Source organism: Mesorhizobium sp. M0496, assembly GCF_040321205.1.
Taxonomy (GTDB): Bacteria; Pseudomonadota; Alphaproteobacteria; order Rhizobiales; family Rhizobiaceae; genus Mesorhizobium.
Map to the genome: position 1 here is coordinate 15,432 of NZ_JAMYRC010000035.1, position 22,643 is coordinate 38,074.

19 protein-coding genes are annotated in these 22,643 nt (G+C 61.1%); 6 read left to right on the forward strand and 13 right to left on the reverse strand.

Translation table 11 applies throughout. The features are described 5' to 3' along the window. Nucleotides 1-98: 98 nt before the first annotated feature. Complete coding sequence (locus NKI73_RS24815; RefSeq protein ID WP_352633459.1) at nucleotides 99-1,697, forward strand: DEAD/DEAH box helicase; 1,599 nt, start codon at nucleotides 99-101, stop codon at nucleotides 1,695-1,697. Between the two features lie 68 nt (nucleotides 1,698-1,765). Here NKI73_RS24815 and NKI73_RS24820 read toward each other — a convergent pair whose 3' ends face one another. Next, entirely contained in the window at nucleotides 1,766-2,659 is an 894-nt protein-coding gene (locus NKI73_RS24820) for a LysR family transcriptional regulator (protein WP_352633461.1), read from the reverse strand. A gap of 117 nt (nucleotides 2,660-2,776) precedes the next feature. Between NKI73_RS24820 and NKI73_RS24825 the strand changes: the two genes are divergently transcribed. Both NKI73_RS24825 and NKI73_RS24830 read left to right on the forward strand, forming a co-directional pair. Beyond that, entirely contained in the window at nucleotides 2,777-3,661 is an 885-nt protein-coding gene (locus NKI73_RS24825; protein ID WP_352633463.1) for an NmrA/HSCARG family protein, read from the forward strand. A 48-nt stretch (nucleotides 3,662-3,709) separates the two neighbouring features. After that, a complete protein-coding gene (locus NKI73_RS24830; RefSeq protein WP_352633465.1) occupies nucleotides 3,710-3,976 on the forward strand; it encodes a DUF2798 domain-containing protein in 267 nt (88 codons plus the stop codon). A 103-nt stretch (nucleotides 3,977-4,079) separates the two neighbouring features. Here the strand turns inward: NKI73_RS24830 and NKI73_RS24835 are convergent, their stop codons facing one another. The 9 genes from NKI73_RS24835 to NKI73_RS24875 form a co-directional block, all read right to left on the reverse strand. Next, entirely contained in the window at nucleotides 4,080-4,985 is a 906-nt protein-coding gene (locus NKI73_RS24835) for an ankyrin repeat domain-containing protein (protein ID WP_352633467.1), read from the reverse strand. 196 nt (nucleotides 4,986-5,181) lie between these two features. Further along, a complete protein-coding gene (locus NKI73_RS24840) occupies nucleotides 5,182-5,787 on the reverse strand; it encodes a hypothetical protein (RefSeq protein ID WP_352633469.1) in 606 nt (201 codons plus the stop codon). Between the two features lie 245 nt (nucleotides 5,788-6,032). Next, nucleotides 6,033-6,683 (reverse strand): YiaD family glycine zipper/OmpA-like lipoprotein, encoded by a 651-nt coding sequence (locus NKI73_RS24845; RefSeq protein WP_352633471.1) that lies wholly within the window; start codon nucleotides 6,681-6,683, stop codon nucleotides 6,033-6,035. 174 nt (nucleotides 6,684-6,857) lie between these two features. Then, the gene (locus tag NKI73_RS24850; protein WP_352633473.1) at nucleotides 6,858-7,226 is read right to left on the reverse strand and encodes a GFA family protein; all 369 of its coding nucleotides are present in this window, start codon (nucleotides 7,224-7,226) and stop codon (nucleotides 6,858-6,860) included. Between the two features lie 120 nt (nucleotides 7,227-7,346). Beyond that, the gene (locus tag NKI73_RS24855) at nucleotides 7,347-7,724 is read right to left on the reverse strand and encodes a hypothetical protein (RefSeq protein ID WP_352633475.1); all 378 of its coding nucleotides are present in this window, start codon (nucleotides 7,722-7,724) and stop codon (nucleotides 7,347-7,349) included. Between the two features lie 288 nt (nucleotides 7,725-8,012). Further along, nucleotides 8,013-8,426: a GFA family protein gene (locus NKI73_RS24860; RefSeq protein WP_352633477.1), complete on the reverse strand. Its 414-nt coding sequence runs from the start codon at nucleotides 8,424-8,426 to the stop codon at nucleotides 8,013-8,015. Between the two features lie 169 nt (nucleotides 8,427-8,595). Next, a protein-coding gene (prfB, locus tag NKI73_RS24865) for a peptide chain release factor 2 (RefSeq protein WP_352633479.1) occupies nucleotides 8,596-9,727 on the reverse strand; the annotation gives its coding sequence in 2 pieces (ribosomal slippage) (nucleotides 8,596-9,660 and nucleotides 9,662-9,727; 1,131 coding nt in all). Between the two features lie 115 nt (nucleotides 9,728-9,842). Next, entirely contained in the window at nucleotides 9,843-12,299 is a 2,457-nt protein-coding gene (locus NKI73_RS24870) for a penicillin-binding protein 1A (protein ID WP_352633481.1), read from the reverse strand. 213 nt (nucleotides 12,300-12,512) lie between these two features. Further along, nucleotides 12,513-13,775 carry an N-acetylmuramoyl-L-alanine amidase gene (locus NKI73_RS24875; RefSeq protein WP_352633483.1) on the reverse strand — a complete coding sequence of 421 codons (1,263 nt, stop codon included), beginning with the start codon at nucleotides 13,773-13,775 and terminating at the stop codon, nucleotides 12,513-12,515. A gap of 655 nt (nucleotides 13,776-14,430) precedes the next feature. On the opposite strand from NKI73_RS24875, the gene NKI73_RS24880 reads away from it, so the two are divergent. Continuing rightward, nucleotides 14,431-17,370, forward strand: a complete 2,940-nt coding sequence (locus NKI73_RS24880) for an Rne/Rng family ribonuclease (protein ID WP_352633485.1) — start codon at nucleotides 14,431-14,433, stop codon at nucleotides 17,368-17,370. Between the two features lie 116 nt (nucleotides 17,371-17,486). On the opposite strand, the gene NKI73_RS24885 is transcribed toward NKI73_RS24880, so the two are convergent. The 3 genes from NKI73_RS24885 to NKI73_RS24895 all read right to left on the reverse strand — a co-directional run bounded on the left by NKI73_RS24885 (nucleotide 17,487) and on the right by NKI73_RS24895 (nucleotide 20,231). Beyond that, nucleotides 17,487-17,765, reverse strand: coding sequence for a hypothetical protein (locus NKI73_RS24885; RefSeq protein ID WP_352633487.1), 279 nt, complete (start codon nucleotides 17,763-17,765; stop codon nucleotides 17,487-17,489). 383 nt (nucleotides 17,766-18,148) lie between these two features. After that, the gene (locus tag NKI73_RS24890) at nucleotides 18,149-19,078 is read right to left on the reverse strand and encodes a glutaminase (protein ID WP_352633489.1); all 930 of its coding nucleotides are present in this window, start codon (nucleotides 19,076-19,078) and stop codon (nucleotides 18,149-18,151) included. A gap of 4 nt (nucleotides 19,079-19,082) precedes the next feature. Continuing rightward, nucleotides 19,083-20,231, reverse strand: coding sequence for a pyridoxal phosphate-dependent aminotransferase (locus NKI73_RS24895; RefSeq protein WP_352633491.1), 1,149 nt, complete (start codon nucleotides 20,229-20,231; stop codon nucleotides 19,083-19,085). 146 nt (nucleotides 20,232-20,377) lie between these two features. Here NKI73_RS24895 and NKI73_RS24900 point away from each other — a divergent pair, with 146 nt between their 5' ends. Both NKI73_RS24900 and NKI73_RS24905 read left to right on the forward strand, forming a co-directional pair. Next, nucleotides 20,378-21,772, forward strand: coding sequence for a M48 family metalloprotease (locus tag NKI73_RS24900; protein WP_352633493.1), 1,395 nt, complete (start codon nucleotides 20,378-20,380; stop codon nucleotides 21,770-21,772). Nucleotides 21,773-21,832: 60 nt separating this feature from the next. After that, the gene (locus NKI73_RS24905) at nucleotides 21,833-22,636 is read left to right on the forward strand and encodes a DsbA family protein (protein ID WP_352633495.1); all 804 of its coding nucleotides are present in this window, start codon (nucleotides 21,833-21,835) and stop codon (nucleotides 22,634-22,636) included. Nucleotides 22,637-22,643 lie beyond the last annotated feature (7 nt).

Here is a 22,643-nt window from a genome sequence, read left to right on the forward strand (position 1 = left end):
CTAATTGCAATACCAATCTTGCAGGCGCGTGGCGCTTGCCGCGACAGATGTCGTTAGACGCCGTTGCGCTTCCCCGAACCAGCCAAAGACAACAACAATTGTCCTCAGACACCACGACCGCTCCAGAAGCGTTGACCTTTTCAGACCTCGGCCTGTCGCCGAAGGTTCTTTCCGCAGTCACCGATGCCGGCTACACGCAGCCGACGCCGATCCAGGCCGGCGCCATTCCGCACGCGCTTCTCGGCAAGGACGTGCTGGGCATTGCCCAGACCGGCACCGGCAAAACGGCATCCTTCGTGCTGCCGATGCTCACAAGACTGGAAAAGGGCCGTGCCCGCGCCCGCATGCCGCGCACGCTCATTCTCGAGCCGACGCGTGAGCTTGCCGCGCAGGTCGAGGAAAACTTCGTCAAATACGGCAAGAACCACAAGCTCAACATCGCGCTGTTGATCGGCGGCGTATCCTTCGACGAACAGGACAAGAAGCTGGAACGCGGCGCCGACGTGCTGATCGCGACGCCCGGCCGCCTGCTCGATCACCGCGAGCGCGGCAAGCTGTTGCTCAACGGCGTCGAGATCCTCGTCATCGACGAAGCGGACCGCATGCTCGACATGGGCTTCATCCCCGACATCGAGCGCATCTGCGAGATGATCCCGTTCACCAGGCAGACGCTGTTCTTCTCGGCGACGATGCCGCCGGAAATCACCAAGCTCACCGAAAAGTTCCTGCACGCGCCGGTGCGCGTCGAGGTCTCGAAGGCCGCATCGGCCGCGACCAACATCATCCAGCGCCTGGTCAAGTCCGGCTCCAAGCCATGGGACAAGCGCGAGACCTTGCGCAATTTGATCAAGGCCGAGGATGCGGAACTGAAGAACGCCATCATCTTCTGCAACCGCAAGGTCGAGGTGTCGGAGCTGTTCCGCTCGCTGCTGAAGTATGATTTCGACGCCGGTGCGCTGCATGGCGACATGGACCAGCGCGCGCGCATGCAGATGCTGGCCAATTTCCGCGACGGCAAGCTGCGCTACCTCGTCGCCTCCGACGTCGCCGCGCGCGGTCTCGACATCCCCGATGTCAGCCACGTCTTCAATTACGACGTGCCGATCCATGCCGAGGACTACGTTCACCGCATCGGCCGCACCGGACGCGCCGGGCGCTCTGGAAAATCCTTCACTATCGCGACCAAGTCGGACACCAAGTACATCGACGCCATCGAGCGGCTGATCGGCAACAAGATCGAGTGGCATGACGGCGACCTGTCGACAGTGGTCGCCAGCGAAGGCGAGGACGATGCTCCGCGCCGCGGCAAGGGCGCGCCGCGCCGTGCCGGCCGCAAGGACGATGACCGCAAGGACCATGATCGCAGGGAAAAGGGCGGCGAGCGCAAACCACGCGAACGCCACGCCAGGCACGGCGAGGAAGCGGCACCGGAAACGGTGCGCGAGGATCAGCCGGGGGCCGAGGCCGCAGTCGCCGACATCGGCGAACGGCGCTCGCGCAAGGAAGCGATCCGTTCGGAAAACACCGAGCGCAAATCATCCGATCGCAACGAACCGCGCGCACCGGAACGCGGCGACACGAGGCCGCAGCGCGACAGCAACCGCCCTGCCCGCCAACGCCACCAGGAAGACAACGACTCCACCGTCGGCTTCGGCGATGACATGCCGGCCTTCATGAAGATCGTCGCCAAGGTCTGATACGACAGCGCTGCGCGTCCTTTTGGACGCGCAAAGCCAGCCACCTGCGAAAATGACCAGCCGGCTGGCTAAAGGTTTTTGAGTTGCAGGCGGGACGCCAACATATCCAGAAACGTGCGAAGCTTGGCGGAAGACGATCTGCCTTCTGGCCACAAGGCGTGTATCGGCACCGGCGCCGGCTCGAATTCCGTTAAAACCAGCTCGAGGCGACCCTCATCCACCAAATGCCTTATCTGCCAAAGGGGTGAGTAGCCCAGGCCCAATCCGTGGATTGCCGCGGCATAGATGGGCGTCATCAAATTGGACCGAAAAGCGCCGGCGACTTTGACCGCTCGAGGCTTGCCTTCAATCTGAAACATCCATTCACCCGGACGCTCGTCAACGGTTCGAACGATGCAGCTATGCGCATTCAGTTCAAAGGGATGAGCCGGGCGGCCGCGGTGTGCAAAGTAGGAAGGTGCGCCGAATACGACGCGCCGCAATGCGCCCAGGCGTTTCGCTTGCAAGCTGGAATCCGGCAGATTGCCGATTCGTATCGCCAGATCGAGGCCCTCGGCACCGAGATCGACAAATCCATCGGAAAGCTGGAGGTCAACCTCGACCCGAGGATAGGTCCGCATGTAATCGGCGATGACAGGCACGAGGAAATCCGGACCGAACAGAACTGGTGCGCTCACACGCAAGATGCCTGACGGCTCCGATCGCTGGTTGGCCGCTTGCAGTCGGGCTTCATTTATTTCCTCGATGGCTGGTTTGATGCGGTGGAAAAAGCCCGCTCCGGCTTCGCTCGGTGTCGATCGGCGTGTTGTTCTGTGGACGAGCTCGACCCCGACGGAGTCTTCCAGTGTCGCCAAGGACCGGCTGATTGACTGCAGTGAGCGGTTCAGTCGGCGTGCGGCAGCCGTCAGACTTCCCAGTTCGATGACTGCAATGAAAGCTTCAAAATCATCTATCCGGTTCATGGACTCTCCCGAAAATCGATAGAAACTATCGCAACGCCGGACAATTGTAACGCGGTTCGCGACATTTTATTTTCCTGCAAGAAAGTCCGAAAGGACGGCTTGATGGAAGGAAATGTCATGCGAGCACCCAATCCAACCGTCCTGGTTGTCGGCGCCACAGGCCGATTTGCCGGACTTGTCGTGCCTGAACTTGTCCGCCGCAATGCCAATGTTCGAGCGCTTGTTCGCGACCATCCCGCGAACATCGAAAAGGCCGGGAAGCTCGGAGCATCCGAGGTCGTGACTGGAGATTTGCGCAGCCATCGGAGCCTGGAAAGCGCTGTCGAAGGCGTCGACGGCGTCTTTCACATCGGGCCCGCTTTTGCCCCCGATGAAGCCGCGATGGGTGTCGCCATGGTTGAAGCGGCGAGCCGGGCGGGTGTTCGAAAATTCGTCTTCTCGTCGGTGATCCAGCCCACCAATACGAGGCTGGAAAACCACGCGAGCAAGGTGCCGGTCGAAGCTGCTCTTTATTCGACTGATATGGAATACACCATTCTGCACCCTGCCAATTTCATGCAGAACATCGGAGCGGCTTGGCCGTCCATTGTCGAGCGTGGCGTCTTCTCGGAACCGTTTCCAAAGACAGCAAAGGTGGCGCGTGTCGACTACCGCGATGTCGCCGAAGTGGCTGCGATCGCCTTGACCGAAACGCGACTGTCCTATGCGACGCTGGAACTTTGCGCCGGTATGCACAGCCGCGACGAGATCGTTTCAATGATGGGTGAGGAACTTGGCCGCCCGATCTCCGCTGGCGAGCCGACATTTGCGGAATGGGCAGCAAAAGCCCGTCTTTCCTACAGCGACGGCCAGATGCAATTGCTGGCCAAGGTATTTGACCACTACGCTCAATATGGTGTCGGCGGAAACAGCCTGACGTTGCGTGCCGCCCTTGGGCGCGAGCCACGCTCTTTACAAAGCTTCATTCGCGAACTGGCCATGCGAACGGCACACGCCGCCTGATCGCACTCACAACGGGTCCACTCACATTTTTAGACAAGGAGATTTTTCATGGCACGCGACAGGGTTTTGAAATTGAGAAAACTACCGCCTTCCTACAGCGCGGTGATGATGCCGTTCGTTCTTTCGATCCTCATGTCCTGCATTGTCTCGGCGGTTTCGACGGCAATCGGCACGGGCTGGGCGAGCGGTTTCGTGGCGACCTGGTCGTATGCATGGGGAGCATCATGGCTTGTCGCGTTTCCGAGCCTGCTGATTGTCCTTCCGATCGTGCGGCGGATCGTTGCAGTGATCGTCGATCAGCCAGCCCGGTCCTAGGCCACGTTCTATCCGCGTGTGTTTTTAATCTTGGGGTGGGCTCGATTCCGCTCGCGCCGCTGCAAGTTAATTTGCGGATCACGGTACCACCAGACAGGAGCTATCAATCGGGAAGCGGCGGCGGTGTGTCACTCAAGGTCCGCAGGTAAGCGATGACGTCTGCTCGCTGCTTCTCGTCCTGCAGGCCCGGGAAAATCATATCTGTTCCAGGCAAAGTGAGTGCGGGGTTTGAGATAAAAAAATTGAGTTCCTCGAAGGTCCAATCGCCACCAGCGTCCTTTAAACTTGACGAATACTCGACATCGCCTTGCGAAGCCTTACGCCGCCCTACGATGCCCCATAGATTGGCCTTTTTGGAAATCTTGACCCCCGGCGCTGCAAGATGACAAACCCCGCACGTTCTGCCGAAAATTTCTTTGCCCGATTCAGCGTTTGCCGATGCAAGTCGTGCCGAAATCGGCGCAAGGGCCGGTCGTCCGGCGCCATGACTGCGCAAGTAGGCCACGACGTCCTCGTGACCACTGAGCTTGGCCAAATGTATGGGCGGATTTCCATTCGATGTCAGTGCGTTGACCTCTGCCCCGGCGTCCACAAGATGAATGACGCACTGAAGACAGCCATTTTCGGCAGCCACGTGCAGCGGCGTCTGCGCTTTCGCCACCTGATTTGGATCGGCCCCATTGTCGAGCAACAGCTTCACGATCTCGGCGTGCCCAGCCTTGTTGGCGGCGTAGAGTGGCGTTCTTTGCCAGCTGACGGGCAGGTTGACGTCCGCGCCACGATTGATCAGAAGTTTGGCTAACTCGACATTTCCGCCTTCGCAGGCGATGTAGAGCGCCGTAACGCCGTCAAGTTCGTCAACAGCGACGCCTTTGTCCAAGGCGAAAGCCACTGCCGCGACGTCGCCATTCCTGACAAGATCACCTAAGCTGCTCGCCTGGGCGGGCAGTGTAAAAAGGCAAAGGACGCACGAAGCCATTGTCACCCACATGCGTCCTCGCTTGATCATTGCATCCTCCCTGAAGAGAGTTCCATGACGGGTTTGTCCTAGACAAGCTGGCGACAACGCCCGAGCCGGCGGAAGAGATTTTAAGATGCCTGGTCAATGACCGCTCTGGCCCTCTGCGACATGGCGACAGGAGCCGAAACGGGCGCTTTCGCCTTGGAAGCGCCATTTATGAGTTCACGCCAGCCTGTCTCGCCCGTTACATCGGCCCGGGCATCATCTTGGTCGGCTTTTCCAGCATCGGAAACTCGGCCTTGCTGCATTTCACGTTCGGGTTCGTCGGACTGAACATGCCGTTCGGGTTGTCGCCGAGCCAGGCATGAAGGTCGTAGTGCACGAACTCCCTCGGGATGAGCGGATAGTGCCCCTCCATCGGTCCCATGAATGTTTGGCCAAAGAGCTTCGGGGGTTCCTTGGTGTCTGGCGTCAGAGGCATCAGCCATTCCACGCCCACCAGACGCAAGCCCTTCTTGGTCGGTTCGTAGATCAGGACATTGGGGTGCATCGGGTCGAGTTTTTGGCCGATACTCGGGACATTGACGAAATGGATACCCATGGCGCCCTTCGGGTAATCCATCGCACCCGCTATCTTTTCTCCGCTGTAGTAGACGCAGCCGACTGTCGACAGATAGAGGTCGCGGACGGCTGCGGTGTAGTCCTCATATTTGGCGAGTGACTTTTTCAAGGCATCGATGTCGGCCTTGTTGGCGTCCTCGGCCCGAGCCGTAGCGACGCCCAACCATGCGCTTGCGAGACCTGTTAAAATGAGGACGCCGCAGCGCCCGAGGCTGGCTGTTCTTGGCATGCATTCCTCCCAGATTTTCTGATCTGGCCGTGCAAGACCGAGGCGGAAAAATGCTGATTGCGCGGCCAGTTGTACCGCCTCATCCCCTCCGGAACAGCAACGATGCTATTCCCTTCCATGGCTGCGGGAAAGCAATTATTTTAGCAATAGCTAATTCTATGATGCGCCAATCTGAAGAGCATCGACATCAGTTCAAACAAAAACGGCCCCATGTGGGGCCGTTTCGCATTCGCTTGCCGAACAGATCAGGTGAGCGGCGAGAGCTGGATCTCGACGCGGCGGTTCTGAGCGCGGCCTTCGGCCGTGGCGTTGGATGCGACCGGGCGCGTCTTGCCGAAACCGGTGACGGCGAAGCGGCGCTGATCGACGCCCTGACCGGACAGATAGTTGGCGACCGCCAGAGCGCGGCGCTGCGACAGATCGAAATTATGCTGCTCGCCGCCGGTCGAATCGGTATGACCGAAAACGTCGACCGTGGTCTGCTTGAACTTCTTCAGCACCAGCGCGACCGAGTTCAGCACCTGGTAGAAGCCAGGCTTCACCGCGTCCTGATCGACGTTGAAGGTGATGTCGGATGGCATGTTGAGGATGATCTGGTCACCGCTGCGGGTGACGCTGACACCGGTACCCTCAAGCTGTCGGCGCAGTTCGGCCTCGTTCTGGTCCATTGTGGCGCCGATGGCGCCACCGGCGAGCGCGCCGATGCCGGCACCAATCAGCGCGTTGCGGCGGTCATTGCCGCCGGCAAGCAGGCCAAGACTGGCACCTGCCAGAGCACCGAGGCCTGCTCCGGCCGCCGTATTGGAAATCTTCTGGTCGCCTGTATACGGATCAGTGGTGGTGCAGGCGCTCACGAGCACAGCCGTCGCCACGACGACGAGCACAGTCTTTTTCATAGATGGTCCCTCTCCAAGTCACGCCTTGCGGTGGCGCCAAATCAGCCCTTCCGGCGACTTGTACCATGAATTGCGGCGAAAAGCGGAACGGCAAAAGCACCGCCCATGGCTTTTCCCGGGGACCATGCCCCGGCGAACGCGCCGCATCGCCGCGCTGGGATGACCAGAACCAGGCTACCAGAGATTCTTGCCGTCGATGACCACCACTTCGACCTTGTCTAGATCGAAATCATCGAACAGCCGCGAGTTGACGCTGATCTTGGGATTATCGAAATCCGGCTCGCCGGTCGACCAATCCGGTGTTTCCGTGAAGGTGCCGCAGCCGCAGGTGGCGCAAAACCCATGCTTTACGGTTTTCGATCCCCATTGGTAGAAAGAAACGTTCTCTATCGGACTGGTGAGCTTGAATTGCGATGGAATGTAGTAGGCCCAGAGCGAGCCGCGTTTCGAGCAGAACGAACAGGTGCATTGCGTCACCGTCTGCGGTGCCTGCGAAACCTCGAACGTCGTCGCCTTGCAATGACAGCTTGCCTTGATGGTCATCAGCGAATTCCTCTCCATTGCCCGCCACCTGTGAGGCAAGGCAACATAAAGAAGTGCTCCTGACAACCATCCGTCAGCAGGCTTGCCCGCTAAGAAAAGTGTCGACCGCCGACGCCCTCGTCAGTAAGAGCGCGGCGGCACGAACAGGCAGATCGTCTTGCCGGCGTCGAGACCGGCCTGATGCGCGCACCAGTGGAACTCACCATCCGGGCTGTCCTTGACGCGCTTGTCGCTCATGGGAACAACCTCACCCGTGCCGGCGATGACATAGCCCTCGGGTTTTTCCAACACTTCGCCGGTATGAGCCGTACGACAATCATAGTTGGCGCAGCATGCGAATGGGTAACTCCAGCCTAGTGGCTTTGCCGCTGTCGGTGTGGCGTCATGCGCAAAGGCAGGTGCCGTCAGCATTGCGATTGCGCCAATTGCGAACAGGGAAAACAAGAGTCGGCCGACCGGTTCAGCGGCATGGGCCGATCTGGATGTGGCAGCAGACATGGAAGCGTTCCTTTCAAACGAGCATCAAGCACTTTGCTTGCCCGTTCCCGGAACGTGTCTTCCCAGCGGCCAGATCGTCAGCTTGCAGATATGCCGCGCCCGGCCATAAATGCTTTTTGTCTCCCCTCGATGCCGTGATGGTGAGCGCAAATGTGAGTCGGCGCAAGAAATTGCTGCGTTCACGAGTGCCGCGGCGCATGCCAACCAACCATCCGCTACCGACCGCTGAAATCAACTTCCCGGCAAACAGGTGTCGAATAAACGGGATTGGTGCGGTGTGGTTCCAGCCTATGGCTGGTTGGCGATCACATGCTCTTGATATTGAGGCAGGCCGTCGGCGATGTTGAACCAGCTGGCCTTCGAGCCGACGAAGATGTGCGCGGTCGGGCGGATGGCCGGATCGTCGACAAGTGTTCCCATGGCAACGTGGACGAAAGCGCCCTCGCGGACGAGCGAATAGAGCAATGAGCCGCACCGGCCGCAATGCGCGTCATGGCCGCTTTCGTCGCCGAAGATCAGGAGCTTGTTATGCCCCGCGGTGAGAGCAAACTTCTCGCGCTCGATACCGGCGAAAGGCTTGAAGGCCGAACCGGTGGTGCGGCGGCAGTTCGAGCAATGGCAATTCGCGGCATAGATGAATTCGTCCGCGACTTCGTAGTGAACCGCGCCGCAAAAGCACTTTCCGGTGAGCTTGCTAGTCACTCTCTCCTCCGTCGCCAAGGTGCGAAGGGTATGTTCAGATTCAGGTCAGGCCGAGTCAAAAATGGTGGGTTCCGAGAACCGGAGCGGAGCGGACATTCGGGTCCGTGAGCACCGGAAACGCAGGAAGCCGCCATTTGCAGGCCGGCCTCACCTGAATATGAGCATAGCCTTAGTCCAGGTCCGCCACGGCTTCACCCGCACCACCTTCGATGCGCTGCGACAACGAGGCTTCCATGAAATCGTCGAGGTCGCCATCGAGTACGCTCGACGGGCTGGTGCTCTCGACGCCGGTGCGAAGATCCTTCACCAGCTGGTAGGGCTGCAGCACATAGGAGCGGATCTGGTGACCCCAGCCGATATCGCTCTTCGACGCTTCGGTGGCGTTCGCAACCGCCTCGCGCTTCTTCAGCTCTTCCTCGTAGAGGCGCGAGCGCAGCATCTCCCAAGCCTTGGCCTTGTTCTTGTGCTGTGAACGTTCGGCCTGGCAGGCGACAGCGATACCGGTCGCAAGGTGGGTGATACGCACCGCCGAATCGGTGGTGTTGACGTGCTGGCCGCCGGAGCCGGACGAGCGATAGGTGTCGATACGGACATCGGATTCGGAAACGTCGATCTCGATCGTGTCGTCGATGACCGGATAGACCCAGACGCTGGCGAAGGACGTATGGCGGCGCGCATTGCTGTCATAGGGCGAAATACGCACCAGGCGATGAACGCCCGATTCCGTCTTCATCCAGCCATAGGCATTGTGGCCCTTGATCATCAACGTGGCGGACTTGATGCCGGCCTCTTCGCCGTCATGCACTTCCAGGATCTCGACCTTGAAGCGGCGCCGCTCGGCCCAGCGCGTGTACATGCGCAGCAGCATCGAGGCCCAATCCTGGCTTTCGGTGCCGCCGGCGCCGGCATGGATTTCGAGATAGGTGTCGTTGGCGTCGGCTTCGCCCGACAGCAGCGTCTCGACCTGACGGGCCTTCGCTTCGCCCTGCATCGAGCGGATCGCGGCTTCGGCTTCGGCAATGACGCCCTCGTCGCGTTCTTCCTCGCCGAGTTCGATCAGGCCGATATTGTCTTCCAGCGCCTGCGTCAGGCCTCTCACCGAGGCGATGCCTTCTTCAAGGCCCTGGCGTTCGCGCATCAGCTTCTGCGCTTCCAGCGGTTCATTCCAGAGGCTGGCGTCCTCGGCGCGCACATTGAGGTATTCAAGCCGCTTTATGGCCTGATCCCAGTCAAAGATGCCTCCTCAGCAGGGTGATCGCCTGCCTGATCTCGTCGACAATATTCTGCGTTTCCGCGCGCATGGCTGGCTGTTCTGTCCTGTTTGCCGAATTTGGTCGGCGATACATAGGGAGGCCGCCGCCGGCTGTAAAGCAAAATGGGCCGGCGCAAGGCCAGCCCATCCGCTCATGAAAATCGTCAGTAGAGGCCGCCGCCGCCGGACTGGATGGCTTGATTGGCCTGCGGCGACAGCGCGCCACCGGTGGCATTGGAGCCATCGGCGCCCATGCCGATCACCCAATAGCTGTCGGCGGGGCCGGTACCCGGCTTGAAGGCCTCGATGATGGTGCCGGGATCGCCCGAGGCGGCACGCATGCCGGTCTTGCGATTGATGGCGACCAGGTTCATGCCGTCCGGAACCTTGAAGTCGACATTGGGCGTGCCGTCCAGCGCCACCCGCATGAAGTCCTTGAAGATAGGTGCCGCGAGACCACCGCCGGTGGCGCCATGGCCAAGGCCGCGCGGGGTGTCGTAGCCCATGTAGAGGCCGACGACGAGGTTGGGCGTGTAACCGATGAACCAGGCATCCTTTTCATCGTTCGTCGTTCCGGTCTTGCCGGCGATGTGGCGGCCCAGTTCGCCGATGGTGGCGCCGGTGCCGCGCTGCACGACACCTTCCATCATCGAGGTGATCTGGTAGGCGGTCATCGGATCGAGCACCTGCTCGGAATTGTCGACCAGTTCCGGCTCAGGCTGGTTCTGCCATTCGGGCGCATTGCAGCCCTGGCAGCCACGTTCGTCCTGCTTGAACACGGTCTTGCCGTAGCGGTCCTGGATGCGGTCGATCAGCGATGGTTTGATCGACTTGCCGCCATTGGCCATGATCGAATAGGCCGACACCATACGCATCACGGTCGTTTCCCCGGAGCCCAGAGCCATCGGCAGATACGGCGCCAGATGATCGTAGACACCAAAGCGCTCGGCATATTCGACGACCAGCTTCATGCCCATGTCGTTGGCAAGCCGCACCGTCATCAGGTTGCGCGACTTCTCGATGCCGGAGCGCAGGGTTGCCGGACCAGCGACGGTGCCGTCGTAGTTCTTCGGCGTCCAGGTCGTATTGCCGCTCTGGATGGTGATCGGCCCATCCATGATCACCGAGGCCGGCGTATAGCCATTGTCGAGAGCCGCCGAATAGACGATCGGCTTGAACGAGGAACCCGGCTGGCGCATGGCTTGCGTCGCGCGGTTGAATTCGGACTGCGCGTAGGAGAAGCCGCCGACCATGGCCAGCACGCGGCCGGTATGCGGATCCATGGCGATCAGGCCGCCCTCAACCTCTGGAACCTGGCGCAGGCTGTAGGCGCCATCGGAGCCATCGTTCTTCTGCACGAAGATGACGTCGCCCGGCTTCAACACCTCCGCCGGCGACTTGGCCTTGACGGTCTTGCCGTCGACCACATGGCGCATGGCAAAACCCATGTCCTCCTTGCTGACGGTGCCTTCGACGCGTTCCTTGACGATTTCGCCCGATGCCTGGCGCGCGGGCTGCAGACCGATCGACAGGCCGGTCGCCGAACTGTCGAGCACGACGGCTAGCGACCATTCGGGAACGTCCTCCAGCCCTTTGACGGCGCCCAGCGGCACGCCCCAGTCGCCCGACACGTCGATGGATTTCACCGGCCCGCGATAACCGCGCAGGGTGTCGTATTTCATCAACCCGTTCTGCATCGACTTGCGGGCAATGAGCTGGATCTTCGGATCGAGTGTGGTGCGGACGGAAAGGCCGCCTTCGTAAAGCGCATTCTCGCCGTAACGGGCGATGATCTGGCGGCGCACCTCTTCGGTGAAGTACTCGCCGGCAAACAGATAGTTGCCGTTGCGGCGCGGCGTCACGCCCAGCGGCTCAGCCTTGGCCTTGTTGCCTTCCTCACGCGTGACGTAGCCATTCTCGACCATCTGGTCGATGACCCAGTTGCGGCGCTCCAGCGCGCGATCGGCATGCTTGAAGGGGTGGTAGTTGTTCGGCCCCTTCGGCAGGGAGGCCAGATAGGCGGCCTCGGCCACGCTCAGCTCGTTGACCGACTTGTCGAAATAGGTCAGCGCCGCGCCGGCGACGCCATAGGCGCCGAAGCCGAAGAAGATTTCGTTGAGATAGAGCTCGAGAATACGGTCCTTGGGATAGGCCTGCTCGATGCGGAAGGCGAGGATCATCTCCTTGATCTTGCGCTCGTAGGTCTGGTCCGAGGACAACAGGAAGTTCTTCGCCACCTGCTGGGTGATCGTCGAGGCGCCCACCTGACGCCTGCCCGAGCCGAGATTCTGCAGGTTGACGATGATGGCGCGGCCGAGGCCGGTCACGTCGATGCCAGGGTGGTTGTAGAAGTTCTTGTCTTCCGCCGACAGGAAGGCCGCCTTGACGCGGTCCGGTATGGCCTGGATCGGCAAGTACAGGCGCCGTTCGCGCGCATATTCGGCCATCAACGCGCCATCCGATGAATGGATGCGGGTGGTCACCGGCGGCTCGTATTTAGCCAGCACCTCGTAGTCGGGCAGATCCTTCGATAAATGGCCTATGTAGATCGCAACGCCCGCCGCGACCAGAAGGGCCAGCGTCGTGCCGATGCCGAAAAAATAGCCAATGAGACGAATCATACCCGCTCCAGTCCTTGGTTCGGGAATTTCCTAAACGAAGCCGCCTTTCGCGCAAGCTTTCGAGCCGGTCCCAATCCGTAATCGAAGACCCTTGTCGCCACCATGTGGACAAAATACGGCAACGCAGGATTTCGCGGTCGCGAGCCGAAAATAAAAGCACCGTGTGTTGTCGCCGAGCAACGCTGCCTCTGGTTGCAGGCGCCGCCGGGCATATCAGCCTCCGGTTCCCGGTTCCGCCTTGGCCGAAGCGAAAAGCGCGACGGCATTGGTTATGCTCTGGGCCGCCTTGCCCCGCCAGTCGGCGTTGAGCAGCTGCGCCTCGTCCTTGGCGTTCGAGAGGTAACCGAGTTCGACCAGTACGGATGGCACATCTGGTGCTTTCAGCACCTTGAAGCCCGCCGAACGCTGCGGATTGTTGATCAAGCCGACGCTGGTTGACAACTGGCCGACCAGCGTGTGGGCGAAACTCATCGAGAAATTGTGCGTTTCACGGCGGATCAGGTCGATCAGGATGTCGGTGACTTCCTTGCTGTCGTTCTTGATTTCCATGCCGGCGAACTGGTCGGAGAGGTTTTCCCGGTCGGCAAGCGCCTGCGCCTCGGGATCCGAAGCCTTGTCGGAAACCGTGTAGACGGTGGCGCCGCGAATGCCCTTGACGCTGATTGTGTCGGCATGGATGGAAATGAGCAGGTCGGCCTCATGCTGCCGGGCAATGCGCACGCGGTCGTCCAGACGCAGGAATTCGTCGGTGTTGCGCGTCATGAACACATCGTAATTGCCGACGGCGGCCAGTTTGTCGCGCAGCTCCGTGGCGAAGGCGAGCGTGACGTTCTTCTCGATGGTGCCGTTCAGGCCCTCGGCCCCGCCGTCGATGCCACCATGGCCTGGGTCGATGACGACGGTGAAGCGATGGCCCGGATTGGAGACCGGTCCGGTGCCGACCCGCTCTCCCTTGTCGGTCGAAACCGTCGATCCGGTGGTCAGCGCCTGATTGGCAAGTGCGGCATCGAACTCGCGTGCGGACGCCGCCGACATGTCGATGGCAATGCGGTAGCCGTTTCCGTCCTCATTCTTCAGCACATCGAGCTTGTCGACGGCGAAGGGTCCCTTGCCGGTGATGATCAGCCGCGAAACGCCCTCGCCGAGCTGGCCCAGGCGTACGCCCTTGACCAGGCCGCGCGCCTTCAAATCCTTGGCGTCAATGGCGAATCTCGTATTCGCGAGATCGAGGACAAGCCGGTTGGGACCGCGCAGCAGGAACCATTTGATATCGGGCTCGCGGTCGAAATCCATGACGATGCGCGTCTTGGTGGCATCGCCGGCCATCTTGTAGCCTTTTGCCACAAGTGGAGCGTCGGCGGCATTGGCGACAGAGGAAAAGGCAGACGAGATCGCCAGCAGCAGCAAGAAGCAGAAAGCGGCCAGAATCCGGCCGCCAACACGACATCCCTTGTCTGTGAAGTCTGCCAGTCCCATCTCTCTTCCAGTCGCTCCCGGTTTGGCGCCAGGCGCCTGGTCGTTTCGTCGAAGTGCCGGTTAGGCCGCGAACTCGATTAACGATTGGTATCCAGAGAAGGTTAACCAAGCCTTTTCATGCAAGGGTCGGTAGCTGTACTTACGTTACGGAACTGCTTTTTGCCGGCATCGGAAATCGGGGTTGCCTTCCACCCTGCCAAATCATAAAAGCGATGGTGGATCACTGCAATCCTGGAACCGCCCTCCTCCGCAGCTTCCTGCTACAGGGTCAGATGAAAAAGGCGGCTCCTTTCGCTTCACGCGAAAAGGGTTCAGGTGATCGCGACGAATTTCGCAGGTGTGCGCCCGTGGCGGGGGAATCGCCTGCGTGAGGAAAACGGCCGGGTTTGTTCCCGCGCCGGCTCTGTATGAGCAAACAAGCTGGTCCGGTTCGTCCGGGCTTTGGTTCAAAAGGTTCTGCTGGTGACGATGGCTTCAAGCGCAATCATGGAAAGGTCCGCATCAAACCGCGCCAGTATGGCTGCGGGCGGCACCGCCATGGCGCTCAAGCGGCGGCCGGCGGACATCCAGATATCCGGCACCCACATTCCAGACACGCAGCAGCAGGCTTTGCCTCGCAAGCTGCGGCTGACGGCTGCCGGGAGGAAACGAAATAATGCCCAACAAAATGCTAATAGACGCCTCCCACCCGGAGGAAACACGCGTTGTCGTCGTTCGCGGTAATCGTATTGAAGAATTCGACTTTGAATCCCAGGACAAGAAGCAGCTCAAAGGAAACATCTACCTAGCCCGCGTAACGCGCGTAGAGCCCTCCCTTCAGGCAGCCTTTGTCGAATATGGCGGCAACCGTCACGGTTTTCTCGCCTTCAGTGAAATTCACCCCGACTACTACCAGATTCCGGTCGCCGATCGTCAGGCACTGCTGCGCGCGGAAGCGCAAGAGGCAGAAGACGAGGAGAACGAGGACGGCGACGGCGATGATCGCCAAAGCCGCGATCGTGGACGGCGCGGCCGCCGGCGCGGCGGCAAGCCCCGCGACCGCGGTGAGCACAAGCGCGATGCAGCCGATTCCGGCGAGGCAAGCGATGCTGCCGACGAGACAAGCGACAATGGCGACGATGCTGTTGCCGATGACATCTCCCACACGTCCGAGATCATCGAACATGCGGCCGATACGTCGGAACATGCCGATGCCTCCGCGCATGGCGAGGATTCCGCCGATCAGGACGAAGGCGAAACCCGCGAAGGCGGTCCGACGTCGATCGCAGCCTCGGTCGAAGCCGATGTGATTTCCGAACCCGTCCCGCAGGCCGAACAGGGCAGCGAAGCGACGTCAGGCGACAATGATCGCGGCATGCTCGAGGAGGTTCAGTCCTCGCATCCGGATGATCACGAGGTCGAATCGGTCGGCGCCGAGGATGCGCTGGAAGAAGTGCGCAACCGCCGCAAGCCGGTGCGCCGCCAGTACAAGATCCAGGAAGTGATCAAGCGCCGACAGATCCTGCTGGTGCAGGTCGTCAAGGAAGAGCGCGGCAACAAGGGTGCGGCGCTGACCACCTATCTGTCGCTTGCCGGTCGCTATTCGGTGCTGATGCCGAACACGGCCCGCGGCGGCGGCATTTCGCGCAAGATCACCAGCGCGGTCGACCGCAAGCGCCTGAAGGAGGTCGTTGCCGATCTCGAAGTGCCGCAAGGCATGGGCGTTATCCTGCGCACCGCTGGCGAGAGCCGCACCAAGGCGGAGATCAAGCGCGATTACGAATATCTGATGCGGCTTTGGGAAAATGTCCGCAGTCTCACCTTGCAGTCCACGGCCCCTGCCCTGGTCTATGAGGAAGGCAGCCTGATCAAGCGTTCGGTGCGCGACCTCTACAACAAGGATATCGACGAGATTCTTGTCTCCGGCGAGGAAGGCTATCGCGAGGCCAAGGACTTCATGCGCATGCTGATGCCGAGCCACGCCAAGGTGGTTCAGCCGTTCCGCGACACGACGCCGATCTTCGTGCGCAACGGCATCGAAGCGCAGCTCGACCGCATGCTGCAGCCGCAAGTGACGCTGAAGAGCGGCGGCTACATCATCATCAACCAGACCGAGGCGCTGGTTGCCATCGACGTCAATTCGGGCCGCTCCACCAAGGAGCACTCGATCGAGGACACCGCGCTCCACACCAATCTGGAAGCGGCCGAGGAAGTCGCGCGTCAGCTCAGGCTGCGCGATCTCGCCGGCCTGATCGTCATCGACTTCATCGACATGGAGGAGAACCGCAACAACCGCTCCGTCGAGAAGCGGCTGAAGGATCACCTCAAGAACGATCGTGCGCGCATCCAGGTCGGCCGTATCTCGCATTTCGGCCTGATGGAGATGTCACGCCAGCGCATCCGCGCCAGCGTGCTGGAATCTACCATGAAGCCCTGCCCGCATTGCGGCGGCACCGGCCACGTGCGATCCGATTCGTCGGTCGCGCTGCTGGTGGTGCGGGCGATCGAGGAATTCCTGCTCAAGGATTCGCGCAGCCACATCACCGTGCGGACGCCGGCGGCGACCGCGCTCTATGTGCTCAACCACAAGCGCGGCACGCTGGTGGAACTCGAAAGCCGCTTTGGGCTGACGATCACCGTCGAGGCCGACGATTCGGTCGGTGCGCAGCATTATGCGATCTTCCGCGGCGCGCTGGCTGAAAAGCCGGAAGGCTTTGTCGAGTTGCGCAGCCTGCCTGCCTATGTCGAGCCGGAAGAGCCCGAAGACGAGATTGTCGTCATCGAGGAAGACGACGAGGCGCCGGTGCAGGCCGAACAGCCACGCCAGCAGCCGCAGCAACAACCCCGGCCTGCTGCCGCTGGCGAAGAAGGTGAAGGCCGCGACCGCAAGCGTCGCAAGCGTCGCAGACGTCGCGGCGGCAAGGATCGCGACCGCGAACATGGCGCGCCAACGGACGGTGCTTCCGTCTCGACGCCTGCCAATGAGTTCTCCGACTCGGCCGCTAGCGATAGTGACGCGGAAGCGGACGAGGACGCCGCTGTTGGTGTTGCCGAAACCTCCGAAACGGTTGAGGCTTCGGACGAAAGCCAGGGCACTTCGGATGAAGGCCCGGGCAAGAAGCGCCGGCGCGGCAAGCGCGGCGGCAAACGCAATCGCCGTGAAGATGGCGAAGGCGAAGCCGAGGCAAGCGCCGGCGAGACAGCCGACGCGTCTGAAGGCGAAGTCTCCGCAACCGAGGTGATCGCCAGCGAGCCAGTAGTTGCCGCACCGATCGAAGAGCCGGTGGCGCTTGCTCCGGCCAACGACGACACGCCGAGCACCGAGAAGCCGAAGAAGCCACGCCGTGTCGCCAAGCCGAAGAAGGCCACGGCCGAGGTCGCCGCCGAGGCGCCGGCCGCCGAGGTGGAAGCACCGGTCGAGACGCCGGCCACTGCGTCCGACGAGGCAGCGGCTGTCGAGAAGGCACCGAAGGCCCGCCCGTCGCGACGCAAGGCGGCGGCCGCGGATGCGCCAGTCGCCCCGGTTGTGTCTTCGACCGTTGCGGAAGAGTCCGCAGCCAAGACCGAAGACAAGCCGAAGCGCGCCGGCTGGTGGCAGCGGAAGGGCTTTTTCTAAGCCTTTTAGTCACTTGAAGTGATTTTCTGACAAATAAATCCCGCGCTGTTTTGAAAGACGGCGCGGGATTTTTGGTAGCGAGGGGCGGGTTTCCCCGCCCCTGGTTCCTCATTGGCCTATCTGTTCTTGCCCGGCAGGTCCGACGTGGTCGTCGTCGAGCAGTTGTTACAATCGGTCTCGCCCTGCTTCACCTGACCATGTGGCCCTGAAGTCGTGGTGGTCGTTGTCGTCGTGCCACTGTTATCCGGGTTGGCGCTGTCATTTGTTTTTCCGCCATTTCCCTGTCCGGATGTAGTTGACGTATCGCTGTCAAATCCATTCTTCACGGCAGACGCGGGAGCGGACGCTGCGAGTGCGAGTGCCAAAGCCGCCGCGAACGTAAGGAGCGTTTTCATCTATTCCTCCACTGAGAAGCCCAAAAGCGACCCATCTTTTTGAGAGGCCGCATCTTTTTTTGAGAGGCAGAGGCACGTGAGAGGCAGAGGCACGGCCTGATGCCGCAAAGAACCATGAGACTCTTCCAGCGAGGACGGGTCCATTCTCTATTCGATAGTATTATGGTTAATGGCCCGGAACTGATCGAACGATATATGTCGTTCGGGTTAGGCGGTGCCGCGGCAGGCGCTGTGGGCATTCGCCGGCAATCTAAGATTCCAAACTGACCCACTACCGTTTTTTCACATCTGGCGTTCCGATCCGCCGCGAGATGCTAAAGCGCTTCTTTTATTCTACGCATGTCGTTGCCCCAAAACCGCTGCGCACTTTTGGGCGACATGCATCAAGGCGCGAAGATCGACCAGTTCATCATCCTGGCCAGCTTTTCCAGTGCGATCGACCCCAGCTTGGAATTGCCGTTGGCGTTGAGGCCTGGCGACCAGACGGCAAGCGACGCCACGCCCGGCACGATACCCAATATGCCGCCGCCGACGCCGCTCTTGCCGGGGATGCCGACGCGGAAGGCGAAATCGCCTGAGCCGTCATAATGGCCGCAGGTCAGCATCATGGCGCCGATGCGGCGTGCCCGCTCGGCCGACACCACGGAATGCCCGGTCGCCGGGTTCTTGCCGCCATTGGCGAGGAAGCGGCCCGCGAGCGCCAGTTGCCGGCAACTCATGGCGATGGCGCAGTGATGGAAATAGACGCCCAGCGCCAGCTCCGGCGCATGGTGGAGATTGCCGAAAGATTTCATGTAGTTGGCAAGCGCGAAGTTGCGATAGCCGGTGGCCCGTTCGGACGCCGCGACCTCGCGATCGATAATGATCGTCTCGTCATCGGCGAGGAACTGGATGAAGCGCAGGATTTCGCCGATCGCCTCGCGTGGCTGGTGGCCAGCAAGCAGGATGTCGGAAATAACGATGGCGCCGGCATTGATGAACGGATTGCGCGGAATGCCGTTCTCATGCTCGAGCTGTACGATCGAGTTGAACGGATTGCCTGACGGTTCGCGCCCGACCCGCTGCCACAGCGCGTCGCCGACATTGCCGAGCGCCAGCGTCAAGGTGAACACCTTGGAGATGCTCTGGATCGAAAAGGCCTGCTCGGCGTCGCCCGCCATCAGCACGCGGCCGTCATTGGTGACAGCGGCGATGCCGAATTTCTTGGGGTCGACCTTGCCCAACTGAGGAATGTAGGTGGCAACGTCGCCGCGATCGCTGCGTTCGGCCATTTCGGCGGCGACTTCGCCCAGCGCCTGCTCAAGTTCCGGCATAGCGCTACCTCAACCAGCGTTCAATGCGCGCAATTGCCTCGACCATGTCGTCGTGGCTGCCGGCATAGGAAAACCGCATCATCCGGTGCCCCGCCTGGGTGTCGAAGTCGCGGCCGGGCGTTGCCGCGACATGCGCCTCAGCCAGCATCTTTCGTGCAAAGGCCATGCTGTCGTTGGTGTGCCGGGTGACATCGCAAAAGGCGTAGAAGGCGCCGTCCATCGGTGCCGCCAGCGGAAAGCCGAGTTCCGGCAGGCGTTTCATCAGAAGTTCGCGATTCCGGGCGTAGCGGCCTTTTACCGCTTCCAGTTCCTCGGTTGCCTTGAACGCCTCGATGGCGGCGATCTGCGACAGTTCCGGCGGCGAGATGTAGAGGCTCTGGGCGACGCGCTCGACCGGCCGCACCAGCTCTTCGGGCAGCACCATCCAGCCGATGCGCCAGCCGGTCATGCAGTAGTATTTCGAGAAGGAATTGATCACCGTCACGTCGCCTCCGTAGGCAAGCGCCGTGGTGTCGGGAGCGGAATAAGCCAGCCGGTGGTAGATCTCGTCCGAGATGACGGCGATGCCGAGTTCTTGTGCCGTCCTCACCAGGGCCGCCAGTTCATCGGCCGGTATGACCGCGCCGGTTGGATTGGCCGGACTGGCGAACAGAACGCCCTTCAGCGGGTTCTCGCGATGCGCGGTTTCCAGATGGCCGGCATGCAGATAGGCGGCGTCGCCGAGTTCGATCTCGACCACCTCGATGCCGAGTGCGGCCATGATGTTGCGATAGGCAGGATAGCCGGGTGCAGCAATGGCGACGCGGTCGCCTGGATCGAACATCGCCAGGAAGGCGAGATTGAAGGCGGCCGACGATCCGGTGGTCACAGCGATCCGGCCGGGCTCGATATCAAGCCCATAGTGATCAGCGTAGTGTTCGGCGATCGCCTTGCGCAAACCTGCCAGTCCCAGCGTATCGGTGTAACCGATGCGACCGTCCTGCAAGGCCTTGGTCGCCGCCGCGCGAACCAGAACCGGTGCGGGATCGGAGGGCTGGCCGACGGCCATGGAAATGACCGGCACGCCTTGCGCCTTCAGCCGGTTTGCCTCGGCCAGAATGTCCATGGCATGGAAGGGCTCGACATTGCCGCGGCGTGAGAGCGAAACAACCATTTTATCCCTATTCCCGACGATCAAGCGCGCCAAGCCCCTGATGCATACGCCGCACAAATGCCCGATTGATGTGAGGATCACAAGTTGAGGAAGTTTCCGGCGCCGACTTTTCATCTTTCGCCCGCTCGTCTACCAGTGGACCCATCATGTTGAGCCGACCCAGATCGACGATTGCCCAGGCTGCGCGCGTCTTCGCGACGCTTTCGCTCGGCGTTGCCGTCGCAGTGGCAAGTTCGGCCAGCGCCTTCGCCCAGAACGTGCCGGTGGTACGCGACGCCGAGATCGAGGCGCTGGTGCGCGATTATGCGCGGCCGATCTTCAGGGCGGCGGGCCTGGCAAATGACGGCATAGACATCGTTCTTGTCAACGACCAGAGTTTCAACGCCTTCGTCACCGGGCGCCGGCTGTTCATCAACACCGGCGCGCTGATGACGGCCGAAACGCCCAACGAGATCATCGGCGTCATTGCCCACGAAGCCGGCCATATCGCCGGCGGCCATCAGCAGAAACTGCGCGATCAGCTCGAACGCGCCAAGACGATGGCAATCATCGCGACATTGCTTGGCGCCGGCGCCATCGTCGCCGGTGCGACCACCAACAGTCGCGGCCTTGCCGGTGCGGGCATGGGCGTGGCGGCCGGCAGCGGCGAGATGGCACAGCGCAGCATCCTCGCCTACCAGCGTACCGAAGAGATGACGGCCGACCGTTCGGCGATCACCTATCTCAACGCCACCGGCCAGTCCGGCATGGGCATGCTGAAGACCTTCCACCGTTTCCAGACGGCGCTGTCGCTTTCGGGCGCCCAGGTCGATCCCTACCGGATCAGCCACCCAATGCCGCAGGATCGCATCGCCAATCTCGACGTGCTGGTGAAACAGAGCCCCAATATCGACAGGCTGGACCCTCCCGCGTTGCAGCAGCGTCATGACATGATGCGGGTGAAGATCGCCGTCTACATGAATGGCCAGGCCGCTGCGTCGCGGCTGATGCGAAAGATGCAGGGAACCTTGGCCGCGCAGTATGGCGATGCCCAGTCGACCTACCTGTTCGGCAACATTGCCGCCGCGCTCGCCAAGACCAATGCACTGATCAAGGCGCAGCCGAAGAACGCCTATTTCCAGGAACTGCGCGGCGATATCCTAATGAAGGCAAACAAACCCAAGGAAGCGGCGGACGCCTATGCCAAGGCGGTCAGCCTCGATCCGGCACGGTCCGGCTTGCTGCCGGTGTCCATGGGCCAGGCGCTGATGGCCGTCGGCACACCGGAATCCTTGAAAAAGGCCGTGGTGCAGATCAACAACGGCCTCGGGCGCGACAAGGAAAATTCGGCCGGGTATCGCTATCTGGCGCAGGCCTATGGCGAGTTGGGTGACATACCGGGCGCCGAACTTGCCACCGCCGAAGGCCATTTCTATTCCGGCAACTACAAGGATGCGAAGATTTTCGCCATGCGGGCACAGCAAGAGATGAAGCGCGGCGAGCCGCGCTGGCTTCGCGCCCAGGATATCATAAACTACAGGCCATCAACCAAGATCAAGTGAACCTTCCGGCCGCGCGCCACGACACAGCCAGACCGGAAAACAGGTAGAAGGAACGGAACGATGAAAAAGGCACTGCTGCTGGGCACCACGGGGGTTGCGGTCGCTCTTGCCATGCTGGCTTTCGGATTCGTGGCAGGGAACCCGCAGATTGCCAAGGCAGGTACCGCGCAGCCGGTCGAGACGGCGGCGGCCGACACCAAGATCGACCGCACCGAGGTCGAAGGCATTATCCGCGACTATCTGCTCAAGAACCCGGAAGTCCTTCTGGAGGTCCAGGACGCGCTTGAAGCCAAGCAGAAGGAAGAGCAGCGTATCGCCCATCTCGGCGTCATCAAGAACGCCAAGGACCAGATCTTCAACTCCGCCTTCGACGGCGTCGTCGGCAATCCGAACGGCAAGGTCACCATCGTCGAGTTCTACGACTACAATTGCGGCTTCTGCAAACGTGCCATCGACGACATGAAGGCGCTGACCAAGACCGATCCGGATTTGCGCTTCGTCCTCAAGGAATTCCCCATCCTCGGACCGGATTCGCAAAAGGCGAGCGTCGTCTCGATGGCCTTTCACCTGATGCACCCGGAAAAATACGGCGAGTTCCACAATGCGCTGCTCGGCGGCCAGGGGCGCGCCACGGAGGCAGCGGCCATCAAGGTCGCGCTGTCGCTCGGTGCCGACGAAGCAGCGCTGCGCGAGAAGATGAAGGATCCCTCGATCACCGAGACCTTCTCCAAGACCTTCGATCTTGCCAACAAGCTGGCGATCACCGGAACGCCATCCTATGTCGTCGGCAACGAGGTCGTGTTTGGTGCGCTTGGGCAGGAAGTGCTGGCTGAAAAGATCGAGGCGGCGAAGGCCGCGCTCTGATCTTGCT

Excerpts from the sequence above, each read along its gene's own strand:
- NKI73_RS24890 (WP_352633489.1), bottom strand. The coding sequence starts at position 19,078 with ATGCCGGAACTTGAGCAGGCGCTGGGCGAAGTCGCCGCCGAAATGGCC.
- NKI73_RS24850 (WP_352633473.1), bottom strand. The coding sequence starts at position 7,226 with ATGACCATCAAGGCAAGCTGTCATTGCAAGGCGACGACGTTCGAGGTT.
- NKI73_RS24875 (WP_352633483.1), bottom strand. The coding sequence starts at position 13,775 with ATGGGACTGGCAGACTTCACAGACAAGGGATGTCGTGTTGGCGGCCGG.
- NKI73_RS24830 (WP_352633465.1), top strand. The coding sequence starts at position 3,710 with ATGGCACGCGACAGGGTTTTGAAATTGAGAAAACTACCGCCTTCCTAC.
- NKI73_RS24825 (WP_352633463.1), top strand. The coding sequence starts at position 2,777 with ATGCGAGCACCCAATCCAACCGTCCTGGTTGTCGGCGCCACAGGCCGA.
- NKI73_RS24820 (WP_352633461.1), bottom strand. The coding sequence starts at position 2,659 with ATGAACCGGATAGATGATTTTGAAGCTTTCATTGCAGTCATCGAACTG.
- NKI73_RS24835 (WP_352633467.1), bottom strand. The coding sequence starts at position 4,985 with ATGATCAAGCGAGGACGCATGTGGGTGACAATGGCTTCGTGCGTCCTT.
- NKI73_RS24880 (WP_352633485.1), top strand. The coding sequence starts at position 14,431 with ATGCCCAACAAAATGCTAATAGACGCCTCCCACCCGGAGGAAACACGC.
- NKI73_RS24855 (WP_352633475.1), bottom strand. The coding sequence starts at position 7,724 with ATGTCTGCTGCCACATCCAGATCGGCCCATGCCGCTGAACCGGTCGGC.
- NKI73_RS24845 (WP_352633471.1), bottom strand. The coding sequence starts at position 6,683 with ATGAAAAAGACTGTGCTCGTCGTCGTGGCGACGGCTGTGCTCGTGAGC.
- NKI73_RS24905 (WP_352633495.1), top strand. The coding sequence starts at position 21,833 with ATGAAAAAGGCACTGCTGCTGGGCACCACGGGGGTTGCGGTCGCTCTT.
- NKI73_RS24885 (WP_352633487.1), bottom strand. The coding sequence starts at position 17,765 with ATGAAAACGCTCCTTACGTTCGCGGCGGCTTTGGCACTCGCACTCGCA.
- NKI73_RS24900 (WP_352633493.1), top strand. The coding sequence starts at position 20,378 with ATGTTGAGCCGACCCAGATCGACGATTGCCCAGGCTGCGCGCGTCTTC.
- NKI73_RS24840 (WP_352633469.1), bottom strand. The coding sequence starts at position 5,787 with ATGCCAAGAACAGCCAGCCTCGGGCGCTGCGGCGTCCTCATTTTAACA.
- NKI73_RS24895 (WP_352633491.1), bottom strand. The coding sequence starts at position 20,231 with ATGGTTGTTTCGCTCTCACGCCGCGGCAATGTCGAGCCCTTCCATGCC.
- NKI73_RS24870 (WP_352633481.1), bottom strand. The coding sequence starts at position 12,299 with ATGATTCGTCTCATTGGCTATTTTTTCGGCATCGGCACGACGCTGGCC.